The organism is Pseudomonas sp. RC10-4-2 (genome assembly GCF_050433085.1).
Lineage (GTDB): Bacteria > Pseudomonadota > Gammaproteobacteria > Pseudomonadales > Pseudomonadaceae > Pseudomonas > Pseudomonas aeruginosa.
In genome coordinates, this window is the sequence record NZ_JBNPXX010000007.1 from 113,828 (window position 1) to 134,962 (window position 21,135).

Below are 21,135 nucleotides of genomic sequence, written 5' to 3' on the forward strand. Positions count from 1 at the left end.
TTCCGGCCAACGCAGGTCGTCGTGGCGCGTCAGAGCAGGCGTCGGCCGTCTTCGCGGGTGATCACCACGGTGGCCGAGCGTGGCCGGCGGCCCGGCCCGTCCGGCCAGGTGCTGAGGAGGTTATCGGCGGTCGAACCTTCCCCCGGGTGCTGGATGTTGATGAACAGCGTACGGAAGTCCGGCGTCGCGGCAATGCCGGTCACCTCGCAACCCAGCGGACCGGTGAGGAAGCGCTTCAGTTCGCCGGTGCGCGGGTCGGCCACCAGCATCTGGTTGTTGCCGAACGGGCCGCTGCTCAACTGGCTGCCGCTCATGTCGGTCTGGATCCACAGGCGGCCTTCCGGGTCGAACCAGAGGCCGTCGGGGCTGGCCAGGATATTGTCCTGGTTCAGCGGCTTGCCGTCCGGGCCGCGGCTGTCTTCGCCGGGACCGGCGAGCATGAACAGGTCCCAGGTGAAGCGTTGCCCGGCATAGTCGCGGCTGCGTTCGCGCCAGCGGATGATATGGCCGTAGGCGTTCTTCACCCGTGGGTTGGCCGCGTCGGCGACGGTGCGCGACGTGTTGTTGGTGAGGGTGAAGTAGACGTCGCCGTTGTCCGGGTTGACCGCGCCCCACTCCGGGCGATCCATCTTGGTCGCGCCGAGGACATCGGCGGCCAGGCGGGTGTTGATCAGCACTTCGCCCTGGTCGGCGAAGCTCACCCCGGCCTTGCGACAGGCCGCGCGGAAGTTGCCGTCGGCGATGTCCAGCGGCAGCCACTGGCCGCTGCCATCGGCGTTGAAGCGGGCGACGTAGAGGGTGCCTTCGTCGAGCAGGCGAGCGTTGCTGCGACCCGGACGGAACTTGTCGCGGCTGACGTACTTGTAGATGTACTCGTTCTGCGAGTCGTCGCCGGAGTAGCAGACTACCTGGCGGCCCGGCTTGACCGGGGCGAAGACCAGGCCTTCGTGGGCGAAGCGGCCGAGAGCGGTGCGCTTGACCGGTACCGATTGCGGGTCGAACGGGTCGATCTCGACGATCCAGCCGAAGTTGTTCGGTTCGTTGCGGTAGTCGTCCTGGGCCTGTTTGCCCTTGCGGGTGGCGTCGAAGCGTTCGAACTCGTCGCCCGCCAGGGTTTCCCAGCCGAAACGGCTGGTGTTGCGAATGCCGTAGCGGGTCAGTTCGCGCGGCAGTTCGCTGTCCTGGGTGGAGAAATAGCCGACCCAGTTCTCCTCGCAGGTGAGGTAGGTGCCCCAGGGGGTGAAACCGTTGGAACAGTTGTTATGGGTGCCGCGGGTGCGGGTGCCGTCCGGACTGTGGCGGGTGCGCAGCAGTTCGTGGCCGCGCGCCGGGCCGGCGATACGCATCGGCGTGGCGGCGGTGATCCGGCGATTTCGTTGCGACGGCACGACATTCCACTCGCCACGCACGTTGCGACGGATCTCCACGACGGAAACGCCATGGGCGTTGATTTCCTTGCGCACTTCATCGGCGACGGTGCGCTTGCCATCGACCACGGTCGGGCCATTGGTGTGCAGCAGCGGCGCGTCGATGTATTCATGGTTGAGCACCAGCAGGCCATGGTTGCTGATGTGTCCGCCGCCGAAGCCGAACTGCGCGTCGATCGGGAAGAAGTGCATGCCGTCGTGGTGCATGCCGATCTGTTCGGCCTGGTCCTGGGCGCTGTTGCTGGCGTCGTCGAGGAAGCCCGGATAACTGCCGCTGATCGGGGTGCCCCAGGGTATGAAGGGCGTCGCCTTGTAGCCGGCGGGCACCCGGATGGTATCGGCACGGCCGCTGGCGATGGCTTCGAAGGGCAAGCGGTTGCGGCGTTTGAAAGGCAAGCCGCGCAGGCCTTCCGCGGCGGGCACCTGCGCTTCGGCGGGAGCGGCGCTGGCGGGGAGCGCGACGCCGAGGAAGGCGAGGGCGCCGAGCGCCGCGCCGCCGGCCAGGACCTGGCGGCGGCCGAGGCCGGCGATCAGGTCGTTCATGTGCGGGTTGTTCGAATGGTTGCTGGGCAACTCGTCGCCATCACCGAACAGGATGGCATCTTTTTTCTCCAGGCTCACGGACGTGCTCCTTGTGGGCTGATCGACGGAGCATTGACGCTAACCGCTGAAAGCGACGGGACGATGACAGGCACTCGAGGCCTTTTGCCATGATCCGGAAATGAAAAACCCCGGCCGGAGCCGGGGTTTTCGCGAGGCGGGCCGGGCAGATCGTGGCTGCCCGGCTGGCCCCTGTTCCTTAGTGGAACTGGTTCATGGTGTTGTCTTTGCCGCTGGCCTTCAGAGCGGCTTCGCCTGCGAAGTACTCTTTATGGTTGTCGCCGATGTCGGAGCCCGCCATGTTCTGGTGCTTGACGCAGGCGATGCCCTGGCGCAGTTCCTGGCGCTGCACGCCCTTCACGTAGGCCAGCATGCCTTCGTCGGCGAAGTAGCCCTTGGCCAGGTTGTCGGTGGACAGCGCGGCGGTGTGGTAGGTCGGCAGGGTGATCAGGTGGTGGAAGATGCCGGCGTGGGCCGAGCCATCGCGCTGGAAGGTGCGGATCTTCTCGTCGGCGACCTTGGCCAGCTCGGTGTCGTCGTACTCGACGCTCATCAGCTTGTTGCGGTCGTAGGCGGAAACGTCCTTGCCTTCGGCGACGAACGCATCGAACACCTGCTGGCGGAAGTTCAGGGTCCAGTTGAAGGACGGGCTGTTGTTGTAGACCAGCTTGGCGTTCGGAATCACTTCGCGGATGCGATCGACCATTGCCTTGATCTGGCCGACGTGCGGCTTCTCGGTTTCGATCCAGAGCAGGTCGGCGCCGTTCTGCAGCGAGGTGATGCAGTCCAGGACGCAGCGATCTTCGCCGGTGCCCTTGCGGAACTGGAACAGGTTGGAAGCCAGGCGCTTCGGACGCAGCAGCTTGCCTTCGCGCTTGATCACGACGTCGCCGTTGCCCAGCTCGGCCTCGGAGATTTCTTCGCAATCCAGGAAGGAGTTGTACAGGTCGCCCAGGTCGCCCGGCTCGTTGGTCACGGCGATCTGCTTGGTCAGGCCGGCGCCCAGGGAGTCGGTACGGGCGACGATCACGCCATCGTCCACGCCCAGCTCGAGGAAGGCGTAGCGTACGGCATTGATCTTGGCGAGGAAGTCGATGTGCGGAACGGTGACCTTGCCGTCCTGGTGGCCGCACTGCTTCTCGTCGGACACCTGGTTCTCGATCTGGATGCAGCAGGCGCCGGCTTCGATCATCTTCTTGGCCAGCAGGTAGGTCGCCTCGGCGTTGCCGAAGCCGGCGTCGATGTCGGCAATGATCGGCACCACGTGGGTTTCGAAGTTGTCGATCTGGGCCAGCAGCTCGGCTTCCTTGGCCTTGTCGCCAGCGGCGCGGGCAGCGTCCAGGCCGGTGAACAGCAGGTCCAGCTCGCGGGCGTCAGCCTGGCGCAGGAAGGTGTACAGCTCTTCGATCAGGCCGGAAACCGCGGTTTTCTCGTGCATGGACTGGTCCGGCAGCGGGCCGAAGTCGGAGCGCAGCGCGGCGACCATCCAACCGGACAGGTAGAGGTAGCGCTTGTTGGTGGTCTTCAGGTGCTTCTTGATCGAGATCAGCTTCTGCTGCCCGATGAAGCCGTGCCAGCAACCCAGCGACTGGGTGTAGACGGAGGAGTCCGCATCGTATTCGGCCATGTCCTTGCGCATGATGGCCGCGGTGTACTTGGCGATATCCAGGCCGGTCTTGAAGCGGTTCTGGATACGCATGCGAGCTGCGTACTCGGGGTTGATCGCGCTCCAGCTGCTGCCGTTCTTCTCTTTCAGCGCGGCAACTGCCTTGATCTCGTTCTGATATGCGGACATGGTCAATCCTTCAAGAAATGTATTGGTTGAGCACCGACTGACCCACTCAAAACCTGCTGGTGAAGGTTGTCTTGCGGGTGGCTCACCGCTGCATGGCGAGAGAATGACCGTGGCGAAGAATGACGCCGAGGAGGGGGTGGAGACGAACAGTTCGCGGACCGTGCTTCTCGACTGGATCAAGTGCCGTTCGGCTCGTGGTTGCCGGTGGGCGACTCGCTGTCGAGTCTTTCGATCTGGCTGATACGTAAACGCTTCCCCGTCCCTCAGGACAACTTCGTTCCAGTCGCAATCTCGTCAAGCCGCCTTGTGGGCAGATCAACACGGTGGAGGCCGAGGGCGTATCGGCGCAGGCACCGGGAGCTCGTCGTTTCAGAGCCCCTGATTAGCGGGAGCGGGGCCATCATGCTCTGGAAAAAATCCGTCGTCAAACGTTTTGTAGTGTTTTTTCAAGACTACTACACGAAGGTCTAAGAGTGACCGGATGGTCTTGTCTGGTCGAGATGTTTCCGTTTGCATCGAAAATGCCCGCAAGAGCCCGCGCCCCGCGGCTTTGCCGGAGCGGGAGGCAATTCGCGCTGGAAAGAGCGCCGTCGGTCAGTCGAGGGTTTCGACTTTCAGGCGCAGGCTGGTGTCGTCGCGTCCCTGGGTCGAGTAGCGACGCACGAAGCCGCGCTGGTCGGCCTGGTTCTGTTCGCTGACGCCGCCCAGGGTGATCCACTCGCCGAGCTTGCCGCTGACCCGGGTGTCGGTGCTCTGGGTATCGATGACGCCGGGATGGCTCTGGCTGAGGCGGTCATTGCTGGAGCTGATGGTGACGTGCACCAGGTTGCCGGTCAGCGTCGCGGTGACGTAGAAGCCGCGGTTGACGTTGCGGTATTCGGTCTGGCTGTAGATCTGCCCGTAGGGACCGGTGGCGGTGCTGGTGATGGGGACGCTCTGGCCGACCTGGATCAGCGCCGGGTAGCCCTCGGTGGCCTGGACCTGCTGGCTGCCGCCGGAACGGCTGTCGGTGGAGCGACGGATGATGCGGACGCGATCCTTGCCGTTGACCTCGCCGCGGCCGCTCTGGATCTCGATGTTGCCGGCGCTGGCCGAACCATCCACCGAATAGCCGCGGCTGTCCTGTTGCAGGTTCTCGCTGGTATCCACGGTGATCAGCAGGCGATGCGGGCGCGAGTCGATCTGCTGCAGGACCGATTGCAACTCGCGGATCTTCGCCGGCTCGGCATTGACGATCAACTGGTTGCCATAGGCGGTGACCTTGCCTTCGCTGCCGATGACCGACTGGGCCACCGCCATCACGTCGTCGGCGGTGCGGTAGTTGAGCGGGATCACTTCGGTGCGCGGGGCGGCCGAGGCGCCGAGAACGACCGTCGCCAGCAGCGAGGAGAGCAGGGTGGTGCGCAACAGGGTCACAGGAGGAAGCTCCGCAGGTCCGGGTCGGAAAGGCTGGTGTCCCAGGCCTGCTCGAAGCGGGCCTGGAGTTGACGCACCCGCCCGGCGGCACGGTAGCAGGCGTAGCCCGCCGGTTGCGCCGGTTTCGGGCGCAGTAGCAGGCCCTGGTCGTCGGCCAGGAGGAAGGCGTCGTCCTCTTTAGGGTAGTCCGGGTTGAGCCGGCGGATCAGGCAGTTGCTCGACAGGCGGCGCGAAAGGCTGATCAGGCGGTGGCCGTTGCGCACGGCCTGGGCGCTGTCGCCAACGAGGATACGCAGGCGATTGCGTGGATTGGCCAGGAGGAAACGGGTGCAGGCTTCCTGGATGCTGCTGTGGTGATAGAGCCAGCTTTCCAGGTCGGGACTGTGCAGGCAGAGCGAGCGGCGGGCCTGCTGCAGGAGGGCCAGGGCATGGGCGCGGGCTTCCTGCGGATGCTCGAAGCGCTCCAGCGGCTCATGTTCGCCGAGGCGGAATGGCGCTGGTTCCCAGCGTTCCGCAGGCAGCGCGGCGCTGGCCGGGTTGCGTACCGCAAAGCACCCCGGAGAGCTGAATTCGATGGCCGGCAGGTCGGCCGGCGAGGTCTCCGGGGCGTCGCTCATCGGGCCTCAGTCGCTGTCGCGAACCATGTCGACATGGGGCAGGCCGGCGTCGAGGAACTCGCCGCTGTCGACCTTGAAGCCCAGTCGCTCGTAGAAGGGTATGGCATAGACCTGCGCGGTCAGCAGTTGGCGCTTCAGGCCGCGTCGCTCGGCTTCCTCGATGGCCGCGCGCATCAGCGCGTCGCCGACCTTCAGGCCGCGCCAGTCCTTGAGTACCGAGACCCTGCCGATGTGCCCGTCGCCCAGCAGGCGCGCGGTGCCGATCGCGTATTCGCCTTCATAGGCGAGAAAATGCACGGCTTCGTCGTCTTCGGCGTCCCACTCCAGTTCCGGCGGAACCGACTGTTCGGCAATGAAGACCGCTTCGCGGATGCGGCGCAGCTCGGCATTGTCCTTCTGCCAGTCGGCTACGCGTACGCGGATCTTATTCATCTGCAAACTCCAAACTGCCCTGTTTGACCAACTCCGCCAACAGCTTACGCGCATCGTCATCGGCCAGCCATTGGCCGAGGTTTTCCAGATGCAACGCATCGGCCGAGCAGACCAGCTTCAGCAGTTCCTTGAGCTGCCCGGGCAGGAGTACGCTCTGGCCGCTGGCGAACAGCACCAGGCCGATGTCGATCTCGCTCCAGGCCAGGCGGGCGCTGGGGTTGCGCACCAGCAGCGCGCCATCCTCGAGGGCGCCGAACAGCTCCTCTTCGGGGATCTCCTCGCCGGCAACCAGTTCGGGATAGCGCGGTTCGGTCATGAACTGGCCGAACCAAGTCAGCAGCAGGCGCTCGTCGCTCATGTGCTCCTGGATCAGGCCCTGCAGGCGCTCCAGAGCGTCGCGCTGGATCTGGTGCGGATCGTCGCCTACCGGTTGCAGGCCGGCATCGGTGTAGCGCTCCTCGTCGGAGAGGAACTGGCCGAGGAAGTCGGTGAAATGGGTCAGCACTTCGGCGGCGCTGGGCGCGCGGAAGCCGATCGAGTAGGTCATGCACTCGTCTTCGGCAATGCCGTAGTGGGCGAGGCGCGGGGGCAGGTAGAGCATGTCGCCGGGCTCCAGGACCCACTCGTCGCTCTGTTCGAAGTCGGCGAGGATGCGCAGGTCGGCGTGCTCGCGCAGCGGGCTGTCGCTGCTGCACATCTGTCCGACTTTCCAGCGCCGGCGTCCGTGGCCCTGAAGCAGGAATACGTCGTAGTTGTCGAAGTGCGGACCGACGCCGCCGCCGGGAGCGGCGTAGCTGATCATCACGTCGTCGATCCGCCAGCTGGGCAGGAAGCGGAATTGCTCCAGCAGTTGGGCGACTTCCGGGACGAACTGGTCTACCGCCTGCACCAGCAGGGTCCAGTCCTGTTCCGGCAGGTGCTGGTAGTCCTCCTCCTGGAACGGGCCACGGCGCATTTCCCACGGGGTTTTCCCGTGTTCGAGGACGATGCGCGATTCCATCGACTCCTCCAGCGACAACCCGGCCAGCTCGTCGGCGGACAGCGGGCTTTCGAAGTCCGGGATCGCCTGGCGGACCAGCAGCGGTTTGCGCTGCCAGTAGTCGCGGAGGAATTCGGCAGCGGTCAGTCCGCCCAGAAGTTGCAGGGGAGTATCAGCATTCATGGTTAAGTCCTTGAAACAAAAACGCCCGGCGCAGCCGGGCGTGCAAAAGGGTTGCGTGCTCAGATGCGCTTGGCCTGGGCGGCGGCATTGCCGACGTAGCCGGCCGGGGTCAGCTTCTTCAGCTCGACCTTGGCCTCGGCGGGAATCGCCAGCTCTTCGATGAAAGTCTGCAAGGCTTCGGCGCTGATGCCTTTGCCGCGGGTCAGTTCCTTCAGCTTCTCGTAGGGGTTTTCCACGCCATAGCGACGCATCACGGTCTGCACCGGCTCGGCAAGGACTTCCCAGCAGGCGTCCAGGTCCTCGGCGATGCGCTGGGCGTTCAGCTCCAGCTTGCCGATGCCCTTCAGGCTGGCCTCGTAGGCGATGACGCTGTGGGCGATGCCGACGCCGAGGTTGCGCAGCACGGTGGAGTCGGTCAGGTCGCGCTGCCAGCGCGAGATCGGCAGCTTGCTGGCCAGGTGCTGGAACAGCGCGTTGGCGATGCCGAGGTTGCCCTCGGAGTTCTCGAAGTCGATCGGGTTGACCTTGTGCGGCATGGTCGAGGAGCCGATCTCGCCGGCCACGGTCTTCTGCTTGAAATAGCCGAGGGAGATGTAGCCCCAGACGTCGCGGTCGAAGTCGATGAGGATGGTGTTGAAGCGGGCGATCGCATCGAACAGCTCGGCGATGTAGTCGTGCGGCTCGATCTGGGTGGTGTAGGGGTTGAAGGTCAGGCCGAGGTCGCCTTCGATGAACTGGCGGGCGTTGGCTTCCCAGTCGACTTCGGGATAGGCGGACAGGTGGGCGTTGTAGTTGCCCACGGCGCCGTTGATCTTGCCCAGCAACTCGATGCCGGCGACCTGCTTGATCTGCCGCTCCAGGCGGTAGACGACGTTGGCCAGTTCCTTGCCCAGGGTGGTCGGCGAGGCGGGCTGGCCGTGGGTGCGGGAGAGCATCGGCACGTCGGCGAATTTCACCGCCAGTTCGCGGATGGCCTCGGCGATCTGGCGCATCAGCGGCAGCAGCACGCTGTCGCGACCCTCGCGGAGCATCAGGGCGTGGGACAGGTTGTTGATGTCCTCGGAGGTGCAGGCGAAGTGGATGAACTCGCTGACCGCGGCCAGCTCCGGGAGCTTGGCGGCCTGTTCCTTGAGCAGGTACTCCACGGCTTTCACGTCGTGGTTGGTGGTGCGCTCGATTTCCTTGATGCGTTCGGCGTGTTCCAGCTGGAAGTCGCTGGCCAGGCTGTCGAGCAGGGCGTTGGCTTCGGCGGAGAACGGCGCGACCTCGGGAATCCCGGCGTGGGCGGCGAGGCGCTGCAGCCAGCGGACTTCCACCATGACGCGGAAACGGATCAGGCCGTATTCGCTGAAGATCGGACGCAGGCTGCTGGTTTTGCCGGCATAGCGGCCATCGACGGGGGATACCGCGGTGAGCGAGGAAAGCTGCATGAGACGTTCTCGTGGCTGGAAGTCAACGAAAAAGGGGCGCATATCATACATGAAAGGTGCGCCCCGGTGGGGCATTCAGCGGGGCCTTTCGGCGGGGCGGTTGCCCAGCAGGGGGATCAGGCTGGCGGCGAAGATCAGGGCGGCGCCGAGCAGCGACGTGTGGCTGGGCAGTTCGTCCCAGCGCAGCCAGGCGATCACCCCGGCGAAAACGATGGCCATGTAGGCGATCGGTCCGATCACTCCCGGGGAGGCCAGGGCATAGGCCTGCGACATGGTCAGTTGGCCGAGGCTGGCGAACAGTCCGGCGCCTAGCAGCAGGAGCAGTTCCTGGCCGTTCAGCGGCTGCCAGGCCCAGGCCAGCGGCACGGCGGAGAACAGGGTGCCGAACAGGGCGAAGTAGAACACGATGCGATAGGCCGGCTCGCTGTCGCTCATTTCGCGGATCGAGACGAAGGCACAGGCGGCCATCAGGCTGGAAGCGATGCCGACCAGGGCGATCGGCGCCACTACCGCGCCGCTGGGCCTGGCCACCAGCAGCACGCCGAGGAAGCCGACCAGGGTGGCGACCATCATGCGGCGGGTCAGCGGCTCCTTGATCCACAGGTGTGCGATCAGCGGCGTGAACACCGGCGCGGCATAGCTGAACAGCATGGCGTCGGTCAGCGGTAGGTGGGCGAGGGCGTAGAAGTAGCAGTACATGCCGCCCAGGCCGTAGGTGGTGCGCAGCAGGTGCGATAGCGGGCGGCGGGTGCGCAGCGGGCCGATGCCGCGAGTCAGCGCCAGGGGCAGGAAGAACAGCACGCCGACGAGGTTGCGGAAGAACACCACGGTTTCGTTGTTGACGGTGCTGGAAGCCTCGCGGATCAGGCCGCCCATCAGGGCGAAGAACAGCGCCGAAAGAGCCAGCATGGCGGCGCCCTGGGTCGGGCTGTTGCGCCGTTGCGGCTGGCTCCCGGCCATGGCCATGGCTAGCCGCGCAGCAGGGGATAGAGTTCGTTGAGCAGCCGGCGCCGGCTGAACACCATCTGCCAGCGGCTGCCGCCCAGTTGCCGCCAGAGCCGCGCCGAGCGGATGCCGGCGAGCAGCAGGGCGCGGATCCGCGCGGCGTTGCTGCTGACCTGCAGGTGGCGCATGTCGCCGTGTACCTGGATGCGCTGGCGGAAGGTGCTGAGGGTGTCCTGGTAGATGCTGGCGAACGAGGCGATGACGTTCTCGTGGACCAGGCCGAAGTGCTGGACCTGCTGTTCGACCTGGTCGAGGCGCTGGCCGATCAGGTCGAGCATGTCGCCGCGCTTGTCCAGTTGCCGTTCCAGGGTCAGCATCGCCAGGGCGTAGCGCAGCGGTTCGCGCTGCAGGCTGCCGGGCTTGCGCTCCAGGGCGCTGGCCAGGGCCTTGAAGCCGTCGCGCAGGTTGAGGCTGTCGCCACCGTAGACGTCCAGGGTGCTGGCCGGGTTGCGCGCCAGCAGGCTGCCGAGCATGCAGCCCATCGGGGCTTCGCTGATCTGCCCGGTGCGTGCCAGCTTGTCGACCAGGGCTGCGGATTCGAAGACGGCGCCGAGGGCAATCAGTTGCTGTCGCGGATCGCTCACGGGCGTCCTCCGAAATCCCAGGCTTCCGCCGTTTCGATCACGCCGCCGCCGAGGCAGACGTCGCCGTCGTAGAACACCACCGATTGCCCCGGGGTCACTGCGCGCTGCGGTTCGTCGAACACCGCGCGGTAGCCTTCGGCGATTTTCTCCAGGACGCAGTCCTGGTCGCTCTGCCGGTAGCGCACCTTGGCCCGCAGGCGGCGCGGCCGCTCCAGTTCGACCGGGTTGACCCAGTAGATTCGCGAGGCCAGCAGGGCGCGGGAGAACAGCAGCGGGTGGTCGTTGCCCTGGCCGACCAGCAGCACGTTGCGTTGCAGGTCCTTGCCGAGCACGTACCAGGGATCGTCGCCGGCTTCCTTGAGACCGCCGATGCCGAGGCCCTGGCGCTGACCGATGGTGTGGTACATCAGGCCGCTGTGGCGACCGATGACCTTGCCTTCGGTGGTCTCGATGTCGCCCGGCTGGGCCGGCAGGTACTGCTTGAGGAAATCGGTGAAGCGTCGCTCGCCAATGAAGCAGATGCCCGTGGAGTCCTTCTTCTTCGCCGTGGCGAGGCCATGCTTCTCGGCGATGGCGCGGACTTCCGGCTTCTCCAGTTCGCCGACGGGGAACAGGCTGCGGGCGATCTGCTCGCCGCCCACCGCGTGCAGGAAGTAGCTCTGGTCCTTGTTCGGGTCCAGGCCCTTGAGCAGCTCGGTGCGCCCGTCGCGGTCGCGGCGCCGCACATAGTGGCCGGTGGCGATCAGGTCCGCGCCGAGCATCAGCGCGTAGTCGAGGAACGCCTTGAACTTGATTTCGCGGTTGCAGAGGATGTCCGGGTTCGGCGTACGGCCGGCCTTGTACTCGGCAAGGAAGTGCTCGAACACGTTATCCCAGTATTCCGCGGCGAAGTTCGCCGTGTGCAGCTTGATGCCGATCCGGTCGCAGACGGCCTGGGCGTCGGCCAGGTCCTCGCGGGCGGTACAGTATTCGGTGCCGTCGTCCTCGTCCCAGTTCTTCATGAACAGGCCTTCGACCTGATAGCCCTGCTGCAACAGGAGCAGGGCGGAGACGGACGAGTCGACGCCGCCGGACATGCCGACGATCACGCGCTCGCGGCGTGGGGTGGGGGCGGATTCAGACATAGCGATCAGGCGTCACGGGCGAATTCGTAAAACGCGGATTCTATCAGGCCTGGGGCAGGGAGGGCGACACGTGGGTGTCGCGGATCAGCGCCAGGGGATAGCGGCCGCCGGCCAGGTAGTCGTCGATGCAGCGCAGCACCAGGTGGCTGCGCCAGCGCTGCGGCTGGGCGGCCAGTTCGTCGCGGGTCAGCCAGCGCGGGCCGATGATGCCGTCGTCGAGGGCGCGTTCGGGGTGGTGGCGCACGGGGCGGGCGGCGAAGCATACGCGCTGATAGGTGACACCGTTGGACGGCGCGGTGTACAGGTAGATGCCGGTGACGGCGCTCAGCTCGACCTCCCAGCCGGTTTCCTCGAGGGTTTCGCGCAGGGCGGCCTCGAGCAGGCTTTCGGCGGGCTCCAGGTGCCCGGCGGGCTGGTTCAGCACCTCGCGGCCGTCGGCCTGTTCCTCGACCAGCAGGAAGCGGCCCTGGTCCTCGACGATGGTCGCTACGGTGACATGGGGATGCCAGCTCATGGATGTCTCCTCGGTACGGAAAAGGCCTCGATAAAAAGAAACCCCGAGCGTAGGCTCGGGGTTTCTGCTTCGTCAGCGTGACGCCATCAGGCCAGGCTGTCGATCGCCGCGTTGAAGGTGGCGCTGGGGCGCATCACCTTGCTGGTCAGCTCCGGGTTGGAGCGATAGTAGCCGCCGATCTCGGCCGGCTTGCCCTGGACCGCATTGAGTTCGGCGACGATGGTCGCTTCCTGCTCGGTCAGGGCCTTGGCCAGCGGTGCGAAGTGCGCTTTCAGCTCAGCGTCTTCGTCCTGGGCGGCCAGGGCCTGGGCCCAGTACATCGCCAGGTAGAAGTGGCTGCCGCGGTTGTCGATGTCGCCGACCTTGCGCGACGGCGACTTGTTGTTGTCCAGCAGCTTGCCGGTGGCTTCGTCCAGCGCCTTGCCGAGCAGCTTGGCCTTGGCGTTGCCGGTCTTGATCCCGGTTTCCTCCAGGGACACGGCCAGGGCCAGGAACTCGCCCAGGGAGTCCCAGCGCAGGTAGTTCTCTTCCACCAGTTGCTGGACGTGCTTGGGTGCCGAGCCGCCGGCGCCGGTTTCGTACATGCCGCCGCCCGCCATCAGCGGAACGATGGAGAGCATCTTGGCCGAGGTGCCCAGTTCCATGATCGGGAACAGGTCGGTCAGGTAGTCGCGCAGGACGTTGCCGGTCACCGAGATGGTGTCCTTGCCGCGGATCAGGCGTTCCATGCTGACGCGAATGGCCTCGTTGTAGCCCATGATGCTGATGTCGAGACCGGTCAGGTCGTGGTCCTTGAGGTACAGCTCGACCTTCTTGCGCAGTTCGCGGTCGTGGGCGCGCTCCGGGTCCAGCCAGAAGATCGCCGGGGTATCGGACTGGCGTGCGCGGGTGACGGCCAGCTTGACCCAGTCGCGGATCGGTGCGTCCTTGGTCTGGCAGGCGCGCCAGATGTCGCCGGTCTCCACGTCGTGCTGCATCAGCACGCTGCCGTCGGCCAGGACCACGCGCATGGTGCCGTCGGCGGTCATTTCGAAGGTCTTGTCGTGGGAGCCGTATTCCTCGGCCTTCTGCGCCATCAGGCCGACGTTCGGCACGCTGCCCATGGTGGTCGGGTCGAAGGCGCCGTTGGTCTTGCAGAAGTTGATCATCTCCTGGTAGATGCGGGCGTAGGTGCTTTCCGGCATTACCGCCTTGGTGTCTTTCTGCTTGCCGTCCTTGCCCCACATCTGGCCGGAGTTGCGGATCATCGCCGGCATCGAGGCGTCGACGATGACGTCGCTCGGAATGTGCAGGTTGGTGATGCCTTTCACGGAGTCGACCATCGCCATTTCCGGGCGGTGGCTGTACACCTCGTGGATGTCGTGGAGGATCTCTTCCTGCTGGGAGGCGGGCAGCGACTTGATCTTGTCGTAGACGCTGGAGATACCGTTGTTCGGGTTCACGCCGAGCTCTTCGAAGAGTTGGCCCCACTTGTCGAAGACGTCCTTGTAGTAGACGCTCACCGCATGTCCGAAGACGATCGGGTGGGAAATCTTCATCATGGTCGCCTTGACGTGCAGGGACCACATGACGCCGGTTTCCTTGCAGTCCTGCAGGGTCTTCTCGAAGAAGTCGCGCAGCTTGCCGCAGCTCATGAACATGCTGTCGAGCACTTCGCCTTCCTGCAGGCTCAGTTGCTTCTTGACCTCGACCTTGCCGTCCTTGCCGACGAATTCGATGCGCACGTCACCGGCCTTGGCCATGGTGATGGACTGTTCGCTGGAGAAGAAGTCGCCGCCGCGCATGTAGTCGGCGTGGGAGCGCGAGGCCATGCTCCACTTGCCCATGGAGTGCGGGTGCTTGCGGGCGTAGGCCTTCACTGCGGCAGGCGCGCGACGGTCGGAATTGCCTTCGCGCAGGACCGGATTCACTGCGCTGCCGAGGATCTTCGCGTAGCGTGCGCGAACCTCTTTCTCTTCGTCGGTCTGCGGGTCTTCCGGGAAGTCGGGAACCTTGTAGCCCAGGCCCTGCAGCTCGGCGATCGCGCCTTTCAGCTGGGGCACCGAGGCGCTGATGTTGGGCAGCTTGATGATATTGGCGTCGGGCGAGGTGGCCAGGACCGCCAGGCGGGCGAGGTCGTCTTCGATACGCTGGTCGGCTTCGAGGCGGTCGGCGAAGTTGGCCAGGATGCGTCCTGCAAGAGAGATGTCGCTGGTCTCGACGTCGATGCCGGCGGAAGCGGCAAAGGCCTTGACGATGGGGAGGAGCGAGTAGGTGGCGAGCGCGGGTGCTTCGTCGGTGAAGGTGTAGGTGATCTTCGAGCGGATGGACATCTACGGTAACTCTCTTTTTTGCTGGGCGCGCACAGAGTCTCGATACGCGTTGGTGGACGCGATGCCTTCGCTCAACATCGGGTTGAATCGAAATCGAGATATGCCGCGGGATATAGGGGCGCCAGTAGAGCGTTGTACGGCGGGTTCATGGTGGCGAACCCGACGCTGCGAGGGGAGAGGGTCTGGTCCCAGACTGCTCGGACCTCGATGACTGCGAAGTCATGGCGCGCAGTATACCACCCTCTCGCCGGGCTGATGCGCTCGCCTGTTTAGACTAAGGAAGATGTGGTTTCCGGGCGGACAACTGGGCTACCCTAGAAGGCTGCAACAGGGTTTTAACCACAACACGGAGTTCAGCATGGGATACCAAAAGATCCAGGTGCCGGCGACCGGTGACAAAATCACTGTGAATGCCGACATGTCCTTGAGCGTACCGAAGAACCCGATCATCCCGTTCATCGAGGGTGATGGCATCGGCGTCGATATCAGCCCGGTCATGATCAAGGTTGTCGACGCTGCAGTGGAAAAAGCATACAAGGGCGAGCGCAAGATCGCCTGGATGGAAGTCTACGCCGGCGAGAAGGCCACCCAGGTCTATGACCAGGACACCTGGCTGCCCCAGGAAACCCTGGACGCCGTACGCGACTACGTGGTTTCCATCAAGGGCCCGCTGACCACCCCGGTCGGTGGCGGCATCCGCTCCCTGAACGTGGCCCTGCGCCAGCAACTCGATCTCTACGTCTGCCAGCGCCCGGTACGCTGGTTCGAAGGCGTGCCCAGCCCGGTGAAGAAGCCCGGCGACGTGGACATGGTGATCTTCCGCGAGAACTCCGAGGACATCTATGCCGGCGTCGAGTGGAAGGCCGGTTCGCCGGAAGCGGAGAAGGTCATCAAGTTCCTCACCGAGGAAATGGGCGTCAAGAAGATCCGCTTCACCGAGAACTGCGGCATCGGCATCAAGCCGGTTTCCCAGGAAGGCACCAAGCGCCTGGTGCGCAAGGCCCTGCAATACGCCGTCGACAACGACCGCAGTTCGGTGACCCTGGTGCACAAGGGCAACATCATGAAGTTCACCGAGGGTGCCTTCAAGGATTGGGGCTACGAAGTCGCGCGCGATGAATTCGGCGCCGAGCTGCTGGACGGCGGTCCGTGGATGCAGTTCAAGAATCCGAAGACCGGCAAGAACGTCGTGGTCAAGGACGTGATCGCCGACGCCATGTTGCAGCAGATCCTGCTGCGCCCCGCCGAGTACGACGTGATCGCCACCCTGAACCTGAACGGCGACTATCTCTCCGACGCCCTGGCGGCCGAGGTCGGCGGCATCGGCATCGCGCCCGGCGCCAACCTGTCCGATTCGGTGGCCATGTTCGAGGCGACCCACGGCACCGCGCCGAAGTACGCCGGCCAGGACAAGGTCAACCCGGGTTCGCTGATCCTCTCCGCGGAGATGATGCTGCGCCACATGGGTTGGACCGAGGCGGCCGACCTGATCATCAAGGGCACCAACGGGGCGATCGCCGCCAAGACCGTGACCTATGACTTCGAACGCCTGATGGACGGCGCGACCCTGCTGTCCTGCTCGGAGTTCGGCGACGCGATGATTGCCAAGATGTAGGAAGGGCTAGCGCCCGAACGAGAAAAAGGCCGGTTCGCACCGGCCTTTTTCATTTCCGCATCCGCGCTGGGGTCAGGCTTCGACGGGCGTCGCCTGCGGCTCTTCCTGCGGGGCGGGGGCGGAGGGTGCGGCGGTTGTCGCGGTGGCGGGGCTGATGTTGATGGCATGCAGTCCCTTCGGTCCCTGGATGATCTCGAAATTGACCGGCTGGCCCGCCTTGAGTGTCTTGTAACCGTCCATCTGAATGGCCGAGTAATGGGCGAACAGGTCCTCATCTCGGCCCTCGGCCAGGATGAACCCGTAGCCCTTGGCGTTGTTGAACCACTTGACCTTACCGCTGAGCATGCTCATATCCCTCTGCAAAGGACTCCAACGCTGGAGTATCATCCACTACGATCCCGCGTCCGACCTGGGTCGAGACGGGTGCGGAACCCCTGATACCCTGTAGGGGTATTCCATTGTTTGTAACACCCTTTTGCAGTTAGTCAAGGCGCTGAACCATACGCCTGAGAAACGGATCAACATCATGTCGGTCCATAACTTTCCAGAAAGGCAAAGCTTTTTTTCCTCATGCATGCACCTAGCCAGATTCGACTAACATTCAATCAGGACCATCCCGAGCCTCATGAGCACGAGGACGAAGGGGCGGGGCTCGCGGTACAGGAGTCGAAGCCTGTATTACAGCCGCCACCGTTGTATAAGGTGGTACTGTTCAACGACGATTACACGCCGATGGACTTTGTTGTTGAAGTGCTGGAAGTGTTCTTCAACATGGACCGGGAAAAAGCCACCAAGATCATGTTGACGGTACATACTCAGGGTAAGGCGGTCTGCGGCTTGTTTACCCGGGACGTGGCCGAAACCAAGGCGATGCAGGTCAATCAGTATGCACGGGAGAGCCAGCATCCATTGCTCTGCGAGATAGAGAAAGACAGTTGATCGGATGTTTGGGAGCGAGGTGAAGCCATGTTGAATCGAGAGCTCGAAGTCACCCTCAATCTCGCCTTCAAGGAGGCGAGGGCCAAACGCCATGAATTCATGACGGTTGAGCACCTGCTGCTGGCCTTGCTGGACAATGAGGCGGCGGCAACGGTATTGCGTGCGTGCGGTGCCAACCTGGACAAGCTGCGGCGCGACCTGCAGGAATTCATCGATTCCACCACGCCGCTGATCCCGCAGCACGACGACGAGCGCGAAACCCAGCCGACGCTGGGCTTCCAGCGCGTCCTGCAGCGTGCGGTGTTCCACGTGCAGAGTTCCGGCAAGCGCGAAGTGACCGGGGCCAATGTCCTGGTGGCGATCTTCAGCGAACAGGAAAGCCAGGCGGTGTTCCTGCTCAAGCAGCAGAGCATCGCGCGTATCGATGTGGTGAACTACATCGCCCATGGTATCTCCAAGGTGCCCGGGCATGCCGAACATCCGCAGGATGGGGAGCAGGATATGCAGGATGAGGAAGGTGGCGAGTCGGCCACGTCCAACCATCCGCTGGACGCCTATGCCAGCAACCTCAACGAGCTGGCTCGCCAGGGGCGGATCGACCCGCTGGTGGGGCGTGAGCATGAAGTCGAGCGGGTGGCGCAGATCCTTGCCCGCCGGCGCAAGAACAACCCGCTGCTGGTAGGCGAGGCGGGGGTCGGCAAGACGGCCATCGCCGAGGGCCTGGCCAAACGCATCGTCGATGGCCAGGTGCCGGACCTGCTGGCCGACAGCGTGGTCTACTCCCTCGACCTGGGTGCCTTGCTCGCGGGTACCAAGTACCGCGGCGACTTCGAGAAGCGCTTCAAGGCCTTGCTCAACGAGTTGCGCAAGCGCCCGCACGCGGTGCTGTTCATCGACGAGATCCATACCATCATCGGCGCCGGTGCGGCATCCGGCGGGGTAATGGACGCCTCCAACCTGCTCAAGCCGGTTCTGTCCTCGGGCGAGATCCGCTGCATCGGCTCGACCACCTTCCAGGAGTTCCGCGGCATCTTCGAGAAGGACCGGGCCTTGGCGCGGCGCTTCCAGAAGGTCGACGTGACCGAGCCGTCGGTGGAAGACACCTATGGCATCCTCAAGGGCCTCAAGGGGCGCTTCGAGCAGCATCACCACATCGAGTACAGCGACGAGGCGCTGCGCGCCGCGGCCGAGCTGGCGGCGCGCTACATCAACGACCGGCACATGCCGGACAAGGCCATCGACGTCATCGACGAGGCGGGCGCCTACCAGCGCCTGCAGCCGGAAGAGAAGCGCGTGAAGCGCATCGAGGTGGCGCAGGTCGAGGATATCGTGGCGAAGATTGCGCGGATCCCGCCGAAACACGTCACCACCTCCGACAAGGAGTTGCTGCGCAACCTCGAACGCGACCTCAAGCTGACCGTGTTCGGCCAGGACGACGCCATCGAGTCGCTGTCCACGGCGATCAAGCTGTCCCGGGCCGGGCTCAAGGCGCCGGACAAGCCGGTCGGCTCATTCCTCTTCGCCGGTCCCACCGGCGTGGGCAAGACCGAGGTGGCGCGGCAGTTGGCGAAGGCCTTGGGTGTGGAGCTGGTGCGCTTCGACATGTCCGAGTACATGGAGCGGCATACCGTGTCGCGGCTGATCGGTGCGCCTCCGGGCTACGTCGGCTTCGACCAGGGCGGCCTGCTCACCGAGGCGATCACCAAGACCCCGCACTGCGTGTTGCTGCTCGACGAGATCGAGAAGGCTCACCCGGAGGTCTTCAACCTGCTGCTGCAGGTGATGGACCACGGCACCCTGACCGACAACAACGGGCGCAAGGCGGACTTCCGCAACATCATCCTGATCATGACCACCAACGCCGGCGCGGAAGTGGCGGCGCGCGCGTCGATCGGCTTCAACCAGCAGGATCACACCACCGATGCGATGGAAGTGATCAAGAAGAGCTTCACCCCGGAGTTCCGCAACCGCCTGGATACCATCATCCAGTTCGGCCGCCTGAGCACCGAGACGATCAAGAGCGTGGTCGACAAGTTCCTCACCGAGCTGCAGGCGCAGCTGGAGGACAAGCGCGTCCAGCTCGAGGTCAGCGATGCGGCGCGCGGCTGGCTGGCGGAGAAGGGCTACGACGTGCAGATGGGTGCGCGACCGATGGCGCGGCTTATCCAGGACAAGATCAAGCGGCCGTTGGCCGAGGAGATCCTGTTCGGCGAGCTGGCCGAGCATGGCGGCCTGGTGCATGTCGACCTGAAGGGCGACGAGCTGGCCTTCGAGTTCGAGATCACGGCGGCGGAGCCCGCCTGATCCGGGCGCGGCAACGAAAACGCCCGGCAGATGCCGGGCGTTTTCTTTTGCAATCGGCGAGCCGCAGCGGCTCGTGTCGACTCAGCGGGCGCGGTAGGTGATGCGGCCCTTGCTCAGGTCGTAGGGCGTCAGTTCCACGCGGACCTTGTCGCCGGTGAGGATGCGGATGTAGTTCTTGCGCATTTTGCCGGAGATGTGCGCGGTGACGACGTGCCCATTTTCCAACTCCACACGGAACATGGTGTTGGGCAGGGTGTCGACGACAGTACCTTCCATTTCGAAGCTGTCTTCTTTCGACATGCAGTAGAGCCCTCGGTATCTGTGGGTGGCCCTTTCAATGAGAGGTGGGCCGTGAAAAGCGGCGTGCATTGTGCCAGAAAATCGACAATAGCGCCACACGGCTATCAGGTGAGGGCGACCCAGCGCTGGTTGACGAACAGTTCGATGGGGCGGTACTGGGTCTTGTAGTTCATCTTGCGGCAATTCTTGATCCAGTAGCCCAGGTAGACGGCCTGCAGGCCCAGGCGTTCGGTCTCGGCGATCTGCCAGAGGATCGCGTAGCGTCCCAGGCTGCGCTGCTCTTCGTCGGGATCGTAGAAGGTATAGACGGCCGAGAGTCCGTTCGGCAGCACGTCCGTCACGGCTATGGCCAGCAGGCGGCCATGCAGGCGGAACTCGAAGAAGCAGCAGAAGGGCAGGTCGCGAACCAGGAAGGTGGCGAACTGGTCGCGGCTGGGCGGATACATGTCGCCGTCGGCGTGGCGTTGCTCGATGTAGCGCCGATAGAGGTCGTAGTACTCCTCGTTGAAGCTCGGTCGCTTGCGGATCACCTGCAGTTCCGCATTGCGCTTGAGGATGCGCCGCTGCTGGCGGTTCGGGCTGAAGCCGGCGACCGGTATGCGCGCGGCGATGCAGGCGGTGCAATGCTGGCAGTGCGGACGATAGAGATGGTCGCCGCTGCGGCGGAAGCCGACCTCCGACAGCGAGGCGTACAGCTGCGTGTCCATGGGCTGGCTGGGATCGAGGAACAGGGTGGTTGCCTGCTCCTCGGGCAGGTAGCTGCACGGGTGCGGTTGCGTCGCGTAGAACTTCAGTCGGGCGAGTTCGGTCATGGTGAACTCCAGCAGGGACCCATAAGCAAGTTTATGCCAGGCACGGAAACTCGCCTAAAAATCCAGGTCGCCGGTAGGAGGCTGGTCGCGATAGCGTTGCAGGTAGTCGGCGAATTCCCCCCGGCTGATGGCGCGGGCGCCCAGGCTGTGCAGGTGGCGGGTCGGCATCTGGCAGTCGATGAGGACGAAGCCGGCGTCGCGCAGATGGCGGACCAGCGTGACGAAGCCGACCTTGGAAGCGTTGTCGGCGCGGCTGAACATCGATTCGCCGAAGAACAGCCTGCCCATGGCCAGGCCGTAGAGGCCGCCGACCAGTTGTCGCTCCTGCCAGACTTCCACGGAGTGGGCGATGCCGCGCAGGTGCAGCTCCTGGTAGGCCAGTTGCATCGGCGTGGTGATCCAGGTGCCGTCGGCGTAGTTACGCGGCGCGGCACAAGCCTGGATCACCGCCCGGAAGTCACGGTTGAAAGTGACTTCGAAGCGTTGCTGGCGCAGGCACTTGGCCAGGCTGCGGGAAACGTGCAGTTCGTCGGGGAACAGGACGGTGCGCGGGTCGGGCGACCACCAGAGGATCGGCTGGCCATCCTGGTACCAGGGGAAGCAGCCGTGGCGATAGGCTGCGACCAGGCGTTGCGGATTGAGGTCGCCGCCGGCCGCGAGCAGCCCGTTGGGCTCCTGCAGGGCCTTGTCGAGGGGTGGAAAGTCGAAGTCGGTGCGGGAAAGCCAGGTCAGCATGGCGGGGTAGGG

General features: G+C 64.5%; 19 protein-coding genes. 3 read left to right on the forward strand and 16 right to left on the reverse strand.

What is annotated here, in order from left to right:
* Positions 1–29 precede the first annotated feature (29 nt).
* The 12 genes from FHW81_RS26605 to FHW81_RS26660 form a co-directional block, all read right to left on the reverse strand.
* Complete coding sequence (locus tag FHW81_RS26605; protein ID WP_003097668.1) at positions 30–2,048, reverse strand: PhoX family protein; 2,019 nt, start codon at positions 2,046–2,048, stop codon at positions 30–32.
* Between the two features lie 178 nt (positions 2,049–2,226).
* Entirely contained in the window at positions 2,227–3,822 is a 1,596-nt protein-coding gene (locus tag FHW81_RS26610; protein WP_003090447.1) for an isocitrate lyase, read from the reverse strand.
* Between the two features lie 594 nt (positions 3,823–4,416).
* Positions 4,417–5,238 carry a secretin N-terminal domain-containing protein gene (locus FHW81_RS26615; protein WP_003090446.1) on the reverse strand — a complete coding sequence of 274 codons (822 nt, stop codon included), beginning with the start codon at positions 5,236–5,238 and terminating at the stop codon, positions 4,417–4,419.
* On the reverse strand, positions 5,235–5,855 hold the full coding sequence (locus tag FHW81_RS26620; protein WP_003119969.1) for a hypothetical protein: 621 nt from the start codon (positions 5,853–5,855) through the stop codon (positions 5,235–5,237). Before FHW81_RS26620 ends, FHW81_RS26615 begins: the two co-directional genes overlap by 4 nt.
* A 6-nt stretch (positions 5,856–5,861) precedes the next feature.
* Positions 5,862–6,287, reverse strand: coding sequence for a GNAT family N-acetyltransferase (locus tag FHW81_RS26625; protein WP_003090444.1), 426 nt, complete (start codon positions 6,285–6,287; stop codon positions 5,862–5,864).
* Positions 6,280–7,449 carry a cupin domain-containing protein gene (locus FHW81_RS26630; RefSeq protein ID WP_003119970.1) on the reverse strand — a complete coding sequence of 390 codons (1,170 nt, stop codon included), beginning with the start codon at positions 7,447–7,449 and terminating at the stop codon, positions 6,280–6,282. The genes FHW81_RS26625 and FHW81_RS26630 overlap by 8 nt, the downstream gene beginning before the upstream one ends.
* Positions 7,450–7,508: 59 nt before the next feature.
* On the reverse strand, positions 7,509–8,879 hold the full coding sequence (gene purB, locus FHW81_RS26635) for an adenylosuccinate lyase (protein WP_003090442.1): 1,371 nt from the start codon (positions 8,877–8,879) through the stop codon (positions 7,509–7,511).
* A gap of 75 nt (positions 8,880–8,954) precedes the next feature.
* A complete protein-coding gene (locus FHW81_RS26640; RefSeq protein WP_003097658.1) occupies positions 8,955–9,845 on the reverse strand; it encodes a DMT family transporter in 891 nt (296 codons plus the stop codon).
* 2 nt (positions 9,846–9,847) lie between these two features.
* Positions 9,848–10,468: a high frequency lysogenization protein HflD gene (gene hflD / locus FHW81_RS26645; RefSeq protein ID WP_003116717.1), complete on the reverse strand. Its 621-nt coding sequence runs from the start codon at positions 10,466–10,468 to the stop codon at positions 9,848–9,850.
* Positions 10,465–11,592 carry a tRNA 2-thiouridine(34) synthase MnmA gene (mnmA, locus tag FHW81_RS26650; RefSeq protein ID WP_003143820.1) on the reverse strand — a complete coding sequence of 376 codons (1,128 nt, stop codon included), beginning with the start codon at positions 11,590–11,592 and terminating at the stop codon, positions 10,465–10,467. Before mnmA ends, hflD begins: the two co-directional genes overlap by 4 nt.
* A gap of 43 nt (positions 11,593–11,635) precedes the next feature.
* A complete protein-coding gene (locus tag FHW81_RS26655) occupies positions 11,636–12,106 on the reverse strand; it encodes an NUDIX hydrolase (protein WP_003097654.1) in 471 nt (156 codons plus the stop codon).
* A gap of 86 nt (positions 12,107–12,192) precedes the next feature.
* Positions 12,193–14,418 carry an NADP-dependent isocitrate dehydrogenase gene (locus tag FHW81_RS26660; protein WP_003116719.1) on the reverse strand — a complete coding sequence of 742 codons (2,226 nt, stop codon included), beginning with the start codon at positions 14,416–14,418 and terminating at the stop codon, positions 12,193–12,195.
* A 358-nt stretch (positions 14,419–14,776) separates the two neighbouring features.
* On the opposite strand from FHW81_RS26660, the gene icd reads away from it, so the two are divergent.
* Positions 14,777–16,033, forward strand: coding sequence for an NADP-dependent isocitrate dehydrogenase (gene icd / locus FHW81_RS26665; RefSeq protein ID WP_003090436.1), 1,257 nt, complete (start codon positions 14,777–14,779; stop codon positions 16,031–16,033).
* Positions 16,034–16,105: 72 nt separating this feature from the next.
* Here icd and cspD read toward each other — a convergent pair whose 3' ends face one another.
* Complete coding sequence (gene cspD, locus FHW81_RS26670; RefSeq protein WP_023087246.1) at positions 16,106–16,378, reverse strand: cold shock domain-containing protein CspD; 273 nt, start codon at positions 16,376–16,378, stop codon at positions 16,106–16,108.
* 225 nt (positions 16,379–16,603) lie between these two features.
* Here cspD and clpS point away from each other — a divergent pair, with 225 nt between their 5' ends.
* Both clpS and clpA read left to right on the forward strand, forming a co-directional pair.
* Positions 16,604–16,972, forward strand: a complete 369-nt coding sequence (clpS, locus tag FHW81_RS26675; protein WP_003097649.1) for an ATP-dependent Clp protease adapter ClpS — start codon at positions 16,604–16,606, stop codon at positions 16,970–16,972.
* 27 nt (positions 16,973–16,999) lie between these two features.
* A complete protein-coding gene (clpA, locus tag FHW81_RS26680; RefSeq protein ID WP_003090432.1) occupies positions 17,000–19,276 on the forward strand; it encodes an ATP-dependent Clp protease ATP-binding subunit ClpA in 2,277 nt (758 codons plus the stop codon).
* A gap of 81 nt (positions 19,277–19,357) precedes the next feature.
* On the opposite strand, the gene infA is transcribed toward clpA, so the two are convergent.
* From infA to aat, 3 genes are all read right to left on the reverse strand, one after another.
* Positions 19,358–19,576: a translation initiation factor IF-1 gene (gene infA / locus FHW81_RS26685; protein ID WP_002553999.1), complete on the reverse strand. Its 219-nt coding sequence runs from the start codon at positions 19,574–19,576 to the stop codon at positions 19,358–19,360.
* A 104-nt stretch (positions 19,577–19,680) separates the two neighbouring features.
* On the reverse strand, positions 19,681–20,388 hold the full coding sequence (locus FHW81_RS26690) for an arginyltransferase (RefSeq protein WP_003097644.1): 708 nt from the start codon (positions 20,386–20,388) through the stop codon (positions 19,681–19,683).
* Between the two features lie 54 nt (positions 20,389–20,442).
* Positions 20,443–21,123 carry a leucyl/phenylalanyl-tRNA--protein transferase gene (gene aat / locus FHW81_RS26695; protein WP_003113368.1) on the reverse strand — a complete coding sequence of 227 codons (681 nt, stop codon included), beginning with the start codon at positions 21,121–21,123 and terminating at the stop codon, positions 20,443–20,445.
* Positions 21,124–21,135: the final 12 nt, after the last annotated feature.

Excerpts from the sequence above, each read along its gene's own strand:
- FHW81_RS26610 (WP_003090447.1), bottom strand. The coding sequence starts at position 3,822 with ATGTCCGCATATCAGAACGAGATCAAGGCAGTTGCCGCGCTGAAAGAG.
- FHW81_RS26620 (WP_003119969.1), bottom strand. The coding sequence starts at position 5,855 with ATGAGCGACGCCCCGGAGACCTCGCCGGCCGACCTGCCGGCCATCGAA.
- FHW81_RS26625 (WP_003090444.1), bottom strand. The coding sequence starts at position 6,287 with ATGAATAAGATCCGCGTACGCGTAGCCGACTGGCAGAAGGACAATGCC.
- FHW81_RS26630 (WP_003119970.1), bottom strand. The coding sequence starts at position 7,449 with ATGAATGCTGATACTCCCCTGCAACTTCTGGGCGGACTGACCGCTGCC.
- purB (WP_003090442.1), bottom strand. The coding sequence starts at position 8,879 with ATGCAGCTTTCCTCGCTCACCGCGGTATCCCCCGTCGATGGCCGCTAT.
- FHW81_RS26640 (WP_003097658.1), bottom strand. The coding sequence starts at position 9,845 with ATGGCCATGGCCGGGAGCCAGCCGCAACGGCGCAACAGCCCGACCCAG.
- mnmA (WP_003143820.1), bottom strand. The coding sequence starts at position 11,592 with ATGTCTGAATCCGCCCCCACCCCACGCCGCGAGCGCGTGATCGTCGGC.
- FHW81_RS26655 (WP_003097654.1), bottom strand. The coding sequence starts at position 12,106 with ATGAGCTGGCATCCCCATGTCACCGTAGCGACCATCGTCGAGGACCAG.
- FHW81_RS26660 (WP_003116719.1), bottom strand. The coding sequence starts at position 14,418 with ATGTCCATCCGCTCGAAGATCACCTACACCTTCACCGACGAAGCACCC.
- icd (WP_003090436.1), top strand. The coding sequence starts at position 14,777 with ATGGGATACCAAAAGATCCAGGTGCCGGCGACCGGTGACAAAATCACT.
- cspD (WP_023087246.1), bottom strand. The coding sequence starts at position 16,378 with ATGCTCAGCGGTAAGGTCAAGTGGTTCAACAACGCCAAGGGCTACGGG.
- clpS (WP_003097649.1), top strand. The coding sequence starts at position 16,604 with ATGCATGCACCTAGCCAGATTCGACTAACATTCAATCAGGACCATCCC.
- clpA (WP_003090432.1), top strand. The coding sequence starts at position 17,000 with ATGTTGAATCGAGAGCTCGAAGTCACCCTCAATCTCGCCTTCAAGGAG.
- infA (WP_002553999.1), bottom strand. The coding sequence starts at position 19,576 with ATGTCGAAAGAAGACAGCTTCGAAATGGAAGGTACTGTCGTCGACACC.
- FHW81_RS26690 (WP_003097644.1), bottom strand. The coding sequence starts at position 20,388 with ATGACCGAACTCGCCCGACTGAAGTTCTACGCGACGCAACCGCACCCG.
- aat (WP_003113368.1), bottom strand. The coding sequence starts at position 21,123 with ATGCTGACCTGGCTTTCCCGCACCGACTTCGACTTTCCACCCCTCGAC.